Source organism: Wolbachia endosymbiont of Glossina morsitans morsitans (genome assembly GCF_000689175.1).
GTDB lineage: Bacteria > Pseudomonadota > Alphaproteobacteria > Rickettsiales > Anaplasmataceae > Wolbachia > Wolbachia pipientis.
Genome location: NZ_AWUH01000126.1, coordinates 1 through 7,557, shown reverse-complemented (window position 1 = coordinate 7,557; position 7,557 = coordinate 1). Strand labels below are relative to the sequence as shown.

Genomic DNA, 7,557 nt, shown 5'->3' with positions numbered 1-7,557 from the left:
TTTAAATTGTATAAAAGCCATATCAGGCTTGATAAGCTAAAAGGAAAGCCATGCAGAGTATTATGTGAACTATATACTAAATTGTGCGCAATTCTTATATTTCACGGCATAGTTGGTTGCACAGAAGTGAAAAAGAATACAGAACTTAGCTTAACAAAGGCATTTATTGAGCTAAAAAGGCGGGTTAGAGAGTTATTTTTAGTATTAACCAAAATTAATAGTTTAAAAGCATTTCTTAAAAAACTCATTATAACTTGGTCGCGATTTTCATTAAAAGACAAACGTAGAAGGGCTAGAGTATCCACTTTAACCTCTCTAAATTTGCTCACAATCTCTTAACTTGACACGTATGGTTCAAAAAAGTTTGTCAAACCGAAAAAAAAGTAATAAATTGAAATAAAAAAATGGAGGTTTGACAATGAGTCAAAAAATAGTAAACAGAATTACCGGATTGGCAGATTATAAAGAATTAGAAACAAATATCCTGTCGTCTATACGAGAAGGAAGGCCGTTGACAGGAAGGGATGGAGCATTTACACCATTTATAAAAAAGCTGCTGGAGGCAAGTTTGGAAGGTGAAATAGAAAATCACTTATTAGCTGAAAGTGAAGAGAATAATCGAAGAAATGGAAAGACTTTATGGACAAGTGCACACTCACTTCTTCTTGATTTTTTGTTTTATCTTGTCTACCTATTTTGCCATTCTGCTGAACAGATACACTCAACTAATGGATGGTAAAGAATCTGCTAGGAAAGCGTAGTGCGGATGCTGCATTTGACGAGGCGGGAGCTGGAAACGTTAACATGGGAATTTGGATTGAGGCCTATTGTGAAAACAATGGATCAGCCACCAAACCCTAAAGTAGGCGCGCCAGTTCTTGACCCTACATATTTTTTTGAAGGTTAAATCCAGCTTAGGGTCGAGAAACTTAGATAAAGCCATAGCCAAAGTGTTTTAAAATATTAATAATTATACACACAATTATTCAACCATATTTTTGAAGATAGCTATGCCGCCGCGGTATCTCTTAGCCGCTAACAAGTAGCGGGATGACGATTGTTGATAAATCTAAGTCAGTTTAGCTATAGGCAGCAATTTTCTGTATTTATTTTAAATTGAAGGAAGCTCAAATGAAAGATCATGTTTTGCTAAAAATCACAGAATGCAGTCTAACAGTGAACGGTTACGCTTTTGATCAAAAATGTTGTATAGTACACAATCAATTTTTCTGGATCCAAGTAGTCAAGGCACTGCCTTTGTGTTTGAGGCAAAATCGGCTATAACACTTAACATACTGCCTTTGCAAACAAATGTTCGTACAGTTATGTGTCAGCTACCTGCATGACGCCATTGCCTGAACGGGTACCAATGATTACCTATCAATCTCACCAAAAACTATATCGAGTGAGCCAATAATTGCTGCAACGTCAGCAAGCATGTGTCCTTTTGCCATAAAGTCTAAGGCTTGTAAATGCGCAAAGCCAGGTGCTCTTATTCGGCACCTATAAGGTCTATTGGTACCATCTGAAACTATATACACTCCAAACTCACCTTTTGGTGCCTCAACAACTGCGTAAGCCTCACCTTCTGGTACGTGATATCCTTCTGAATAGAGCTTAAAATGGTGAATCAGAGCTTCCATAGATTTTTTCATCTCTGCTCTTGACGGTGGAGAAATTTTTCTATCTTCAGTTTTTATTTGCCCTTCAGGCATTTTCTCCATGCACTGCTTCACCAAACTGATAGATTGCCTAATCTCTGCCATTCTAACTAGATAACGGTCATAACAGTCGCCATTTTGGCCGATCGGTATATCAAAATCTAGTTGATCATATATCTCATATGGCTGGCTTTTTCGCAAATCCCAAGCAAGCCCAGCAGCGCGCAACATTGGGCCACTAAAGCCCCAATCAAGTGCCTGTTTAATTGATATTTCACTAATTCCTACAGTGCGTTGCTTCCATATCCTATTTTCTGTTAAAAGTTCATCAACATCGTCTATATATTTTGGAAATTGCTCTATAAACTTTGCAATATCCTCAATCAAATCTTCTGGAACATCTGCTGCAATTCCACCTGGCCTGATGTAAGCTGCGTGAAACCTTGCACCTGAAGCTCTTTCGTAAAATTCCAGTATTTTTTCTCTTTCTTCAAAGATCCATAAAAGAGGGGTCATTGCTCCAACATCAAGTGCTTGAGAAGAAACGTTCAGTAAATGATTTAGTATTCTCGTCAGTTCACAAAACAAAACACGTAAATACTTTGCCCTAATTGGCACTTCACATTGCAACAATTTCTCCACACAAAGTGAATATGCATGCTCTTGTGACATTGGTGATACGTAATCAAGGCGATCAAAATAAGGCAAAGCTTGAAGATACGTTTTGTGTTCTATTAATTTTTCAGTACCGCGGTGCAAAAGCCCAATATGGGGATCTGCCCTCTCGATCACTTCACCATCCATCTCTAAAACAAGACGCAACACTCCATGTGCAGCTGGGTGCTGAGGTCCAAAATTTAACATCATTGTCTTTAGATCGGGCATGTCCAGTAGTTTAAGATATTAAAATTGTATAGGCTAAAGTGCGCTCAAAGTCAATAAACTTCTTGCATAGGCTACAACTATCATTCAATAGAAACAAAAACTTTTACAATGGCTAATAAGTGTTGGTAAAACCAAGTCACTTTAGCTATAGAATGACAAAAAAGGTTTGCATTAGCCAAATTTTTAGTTGAAGTAGCATAAGAGGTTAAAGGAAAAGCTTTGTGTTAATGGATTCATTTCAGGTATAGTATGGCTAATACCACAATACTTATAAAATGGATCATGTTGTTAATGCGTATAATAGACTTGACACTCCTATAGTCAGGGGAGAAGGGGCATATCTTTTTGATAAAGATGGTAAAAAATATTTAGATTTTGCTGCAGGTATTTCTACAACTTCTTTAGGGCATTGTCATCCATACATTACAGATAAGCTGAAAGAGCAATCGAGCTCATTATGGCACTGCTCTAACATTTTCACTATTCCCGAGCAAGAAAGGCTTGCCGAGCGTTTAACAACCCTTACTTTTGCAGATAAAGTTTTTTTCTGCTCAAGTGGGCTTGAAGCAACAGAAGCTGCAATTAAGTTTATTCGTCGTTACTTTTATTCAAAAGGGCAAGCAAAACGTAATCGTATTATTACAATTGAAGGAGGCTTTCATGGCCGCAGTATTGCTGCAATTTCTGCTGGAGGCAATGAAAAATCACGCGAAGGTTTTGCTCCGCTCCTTTCTGGTTTTGATAAAGTGCCAAGAAATGACATTAAAGCATTAGAAGAAAAAATCAACAATGAAATAGCTGCTGTATTTTTAGAGCCCATACAAAGCGAAGGTGGAGTATATCCACTAGACGTAGAATATCTTCAAAAAGTAAGGGAAATAACAAAAGCTCAAGGAATAATTTTGTGCTTTGATGAAGTGCAGTGCGGATATGGACGCATCGGTTCTTTATTTCATTATCAAAATGTCGGCATTGAACCTGATATGCTAACCTGTGCAAAAGCTATGGGTAACGGTTTTCCTTTAGCTGCATGTTTAGTGAAAGATTATATAGCAGAAGCAATCACTCCAGGAACTCATGGATCAACCTATGGTGGCAATCCACTTGCCATGACTGTTGGTAATGCAGTGCTCGATATAATGCTAAAAGAAGGCTTTTTTGATCATGTTAAAAAAATTAGTAAAGATTTAAAAGAAAAGCTGTTGCTTTTAGCTAAAGAATTTCCTGAGATGATTTTAGAAGTTCGTGGAGAAGGGTTACTAATGGGAATAGAACTAGCAACTCCTGTAGCTGATAAAATTATTAGTCGATCTCTTGATAAAGGTTTAATAATAACTAGGGTTTTAAACAACAAAGTAGTAAGGGTAACCCCACCACTTATCATTGAGGATGAGCATGTGAACGCAGCGTGTAATATGCTTTATGATTTGTTTTTTAAGATTAAAGGTATATAAAATTCGGCAATATAAATTCAGGCTTGCAAATGCCTTTCATAACATGTAAAACTAATTTTATTTTTATCACAATAACATCGTACTTTAATGGATTGGTTATTGGTCTTAGTATCATCAGCAATTTTTGTTTTGTTAGTTTTATCGTTTTTGTTCTCAGGGGCAGAAATAGGCTTAACCTCAATTAGCCGTTCTCGAGTTAATAAGCTAAAGCTAGACGGTAACAAAAAAGCCAGGGTAATAGATCGCTTATTAAATAGGAAAGAATTGACAATAGGAACGGTATTGCTCGGCAATACAATTATTAATATTACTTGCTCTGCTTTATTTACAGCAATATTTATCAATCTTTTTGGAAATGAGGGCATTCTCCTATCAACAATTATAATGACATTTTGTATTTTATTGTTCTGCGAAGTTCTACCAAAAACTTATGCTATTCAAAATCCTGAAAAATTTGCATCATTTTCTGCTTATTTTGTATTGTTTTTTGTAAAGATTTTTTCTCCATTGACACTAGGTATTCAATTTATTGTTAACCTCATCCTAAAATTATGTGGGCTGCACAAAGATAAGGAAGTGATATCTGCAGCGGACGTAATGCGTAATATGATTACTCTTCACCGCAGTGAAGGAACTATGTTGCAACAGGATTTAGATATGCTAAGCAGCATACTTGATTTGGCTGAGACAGAGATATCACAAATTATGACCCATAGAAGAAACCTATTTTCTCTTGATATAGATCGGAATAAAGAAGAGTTAATAAGAGAGATTTTAACCAGCAGTCACAGTAGAGTACCTTTATGGCAGAAAGAACCAGATAACATTGTAGGTGTAATTCACGTGAAAGCTCTAATAAATGCTTTGCGTGAAAAGAATAATAAAGCGGAAGAAGTTGACATTACCCAAGTTATGTCAAGGCCTTGGTTCATACCAGAAAGTACACCGCTCAGCGTGCAACTTCACAACTTCCGTAAGAACAGGAAACACCTTGCATTTGTTATTGATGAGTATGGAGCACTGCAGGGAATTGTAACTCTTGAGGATATACTGGAAGAAATAGTTGGAGAAATTTCGGATGAACATGATTTGATTACGGAGAATTTTATAAAGAAAATATCTGATAATATGTATTACATAGAAGGAAAATCTACTATTAGGGACATTAACAGGCAGTTATACTGGAATCTCCCTGATGAAGAAGCTACAACTCTAGCAGGTATGATTGTAAATGAAATAGAGCGCATTCCTGACGAAGGCGAGGAGTTTTCCATGTATGGTTTTCGCTTTAAGATTTTAAAAAAGATAAAAATATTATTACTGTTGTTGAGGTGCAAGTAAAAACTGGTAATATTAGTGGCAGCAATTAATTAGTGGAGTTTCATGGAAGATACAGTAAAAATAACGGCTGAAGAGTTGAAGGGTTACATAGAGAGAATCGAAAAACTTGAACAAGAAAAGAGGGATGTGCAAGATCACATTCGTGATGTATATGCAAAAGCCGCAGATGAAGGTTGGGATATAAAAGTGATGAAACAAATTATTAGGCTGAGGAAGATGGATGATGATGACAGAGAGGAACAAGAAATATTGCTTGATACCTATAAACGTGCATTGGAAATGAGCTACGAAGAAGAGTTAAGTGAATAGCAGAATTGTAATTGGAATAAGTGGAGCATCTGGTTCTATTTACGGTGTGCGTATTTTAGAAGCGTTGAAAGACGTCGATTATGAAACTCATTTAGTGATAAGTCGTGCTGGGAAAATAACTTTAGCTCACGAGATTAAAGAAAAACTTGAAGATATTACATCGCTTGCAGATTTTTACTATTCTGAAGAAAAGATTGGAGAAAAAATAGCAAGCGGCTCATTTAAAACCTCAGGGATGATTGTAGCACCATGCTCTATGAAGACAATGTCTGAAATCGCATCAGGTGTTACTTCCAATCTATTGACAAGGACTGCAGATGTAACGCTAAAAGAAAGAAGAAAGTTAGTTCTTATGGTGCGAGAGTCACCACTGCATCTTGGGCATTTACAAAATATGTTAAAATTAACGGAGATGGGAGCAATTATTGCTCCACCAGTGCCTGCTTTTTATATTAAACCGAAATCGTTGGATGATATTATTAATCATTCTGTTGGCAAAGTATTGGATTTATTTGATATCAAATTACCCGACTTTAAGGAGTGGCAAGGAAGTGACAATTATTATTGATGGTAAAAAAATAGCAAACGACCTATGCGAGAGGCTATCACAAAAAATTGATATTTTAAAGAGAGAGTATAACATTTTTCCTTGCCTGAAAGTAATTCTCGTGGGAAGCAATCCAGCAAGTCAGGTTTATGTTTGCAACAAACAGAAAAAAGCAGAATCAATAGGCATAAGTTCTGAGACCATTGTTTTGCCTGATAATATTTCAGAAGATGAATTAATTGAAAAAATCAATGAATTAAATGAAGATCCATCTGTGCATGGCATTTTAGTGCAATTGCCTTTACCAAATCATATTAGTGCAAGCAGAGTAATTAACACAGTAAGTGTTGAAAAAGATGTAGATGGCTTTCATGATGAAAACGTTGGCAAATTAGTTAAAGGTGAAAAAAACTGCCTTATACCTTGCACTCCTAAAGGTTCTTTGCATTTAATTAAGTCAATTGAAGAGACCCTTTCCGGTAAAAACGCAGTGGTAATTGGTAGGTCAAATATCGTGGGCAAGCCAATGTTTTACCTGCTATTGCAAGAAAACTGCACTGTCACCATCTTGCATTCACAAAGCAAGGATTTAGCTGAATATTGCTCTAAAGCGGATATAGTAGTTGCAGCAGTCGGAAAGCCAAATTTTGTTCAAGCAGACTGGATAAAGAAAGGTGCAATAGTGATCGATGTTGGCATAAATAGCGTTAACGTAGGAAAGCTTGTAGGTGATGTCGACTTTGAGGGAATAAAAGGGAAAGCCAAAGCTATGACCCCAGTACCCGGGGGCGTTGGCCCAATGACCATTGCATTTCTAATGATGAACACTGTTATTGCTGCTTGCTTGCAAAAGGGAGTTGATGCTTCTGATTTCATTAGTTGAGGTATGAAGAGGAAAGCTATATGAAGATAGAATGTACCATATCACAATTAATAAAAATTTGAGATTTTTGAAATTCCTCAGTAGTCAAATTTATTAAATATTTAGGATCATCATCTATTCTTTTTTCTCTACAAGTATAGCTAAAGTGGCTTAGGTTTACCTACAATTTGAAAAACAACAAATTCGTCATTCCGCCACTCGTTAGCGGAATCTATGCTGAGATACCGCGGCGGTATGACGTAGGGAAACCTTTCTTGGGTTAGCTATAGTTAGTGGAATTGCAAAGTTTCTAGGCATAAAAAGCTTTGAACCTAATATATGAGCCAAACTTGATTTTCCAACCGTAGATACACCTGTAATAAAAATAATAGTCTTCATTTTGTGAATTTATAGCCTTTCTTATAATAGTCCGAATGCGATAAGATATGTGTTTATGGCTATAGCAGGCCAGTAGGATATTACGGTCTGTTCGGATTA

General features: G+C 36.4%; 7 protein-coding genes and 3 pseudogenes. 8 read left to right on the top strand and 2 right to left on the bottom strand.

Annotated features, from left to right (window positions below; all coding sequences use genetic code 11):
- The 3 genes and pseudogenes from WGMM_RS03120 to WGMM_RS06715 form a co-directional block, all read left to right on the top strand.
- A pseudogene (locus tag WGMM_RS03120) lies at window positions 1-339 on the top strand (IS4 family transposase); the annotation flags it as partial.
- A 79-nt stretch (window positions 340-418) separates the two neighbouring features.
- Window positions 419-667: pseudogene (locus tag WGMM_RS05750) on the top strand (IS256 family transposase); the annotation flags it as partial.
- A 535-nt stretch (window positions 668-1,202) separates the two neighbouring features.
- A complete protein-coding gene (locus WGMM_RS06715; protein WP_240991890.1) occupies window positions 1,203-1,346 on the top strand; it encodes a hypothetical protein in 144 nt (47 codons plus the stop codon).
- Window positions 1,347-1,373: 27 nt separating this feature from the next.
- Here the strand turns inward: WGMM_RS06715 and WGMM_RS03110 are convergent, their stop codons facing one another.
- Window positions 1,374-2,546: an NADH-quinone oxidoreductase subunit D gene (locus tag WGMM_RS03110; protein WP_038249926.1), complete on the bottom strand. Its 1,173-nt coding sequence runs from the start codon at window positions 2,544-2,546 to the stop codon at window positions 1,374-1,376.
- A 275-nt stretch (window positions 2,547-2,821) separates the two neighbouring features.
- Between WGMM_RS03110 and WGMM_RS03105 the strand changes: the two genes are divergently transcribed.
- From WGMM_RS03105 to folD, 5 genes and pseudogenes are all read left to right on the top strand, one after another.
- Window positions 2,822-4,000 carry an aspartate aminotransferase family protein gene (locus WGMM_RS03105; RefSeq protein WP_038249924.1) on the top strand — a complete coding sequence of 393 codons (1,179 nt, stop codon included), beginning with the start codon at window positions 2,822-2,824 and terminating at the stop codon, window positions 3,998-4,000.
- Between the two features lie 87 nt (window positions 4,001-4,087).
- Window positions 4,088-5,370, top strand: a pseudogene (locus tag WGMM_RS03100) (HlyC/CorC family transporter).
- A gap of 13 nt (window positions 5,371-5,383) precedes the next feature.
- Window positions 5,384-5,650, top strand: coding sequence for a DUF2312 domain-containing protein (locus tag WGMM_RS03095; protein ID WP_038249921.1), 267 nt, complete (start codon window positions 5,384-5,386; stop codon window positions 5,648-5,650).
- Window positions 5,643-6,218: a UbiX family flavin prenyltransferase gene (locus WGMM_RS03090; RefSeq protein ID WP_038249916.1), complete on the top strand. Its 576-nt coding sequence runs from the start codon at window positions 5,643-5,645 to the stop codon at window positions 6,216-6,218. Before WGMM_RS03095 ends, WGMM_RS03090 begins: the two co-directional genes overlap by 8 nt.
- On the top strand, window positions 6,202-7,080 hold the full coding sequence (gene folD, locus WGMM_RS03085; RefSeq protein ID WP_038249913.1) for a bifunctional methylenetetrahydrofolate dehydrogenase/methenyltetrahydrofolate cyclohydrolase FolD: 879 nt from the start codon (window positions 6,202-6,204) through the stop codon (window positions 7,078-7,080). Before WGMM_RS03090 ends, folD begins: the two co-directional genes overlap by 17 nt.
- Window positions 7,081-7,369: 289 nt before the next feature.
- Here the strand turns inward: folD and WGMM_RS06710 are convergent.
- Window positions 7,370-7,557 (bottom strand): hypothetical protein (locus WGMM_RS06710; RefSeq protein WP_240991889.1); only part of this gene is annotated, 188 nt, incomplete at its 5' end.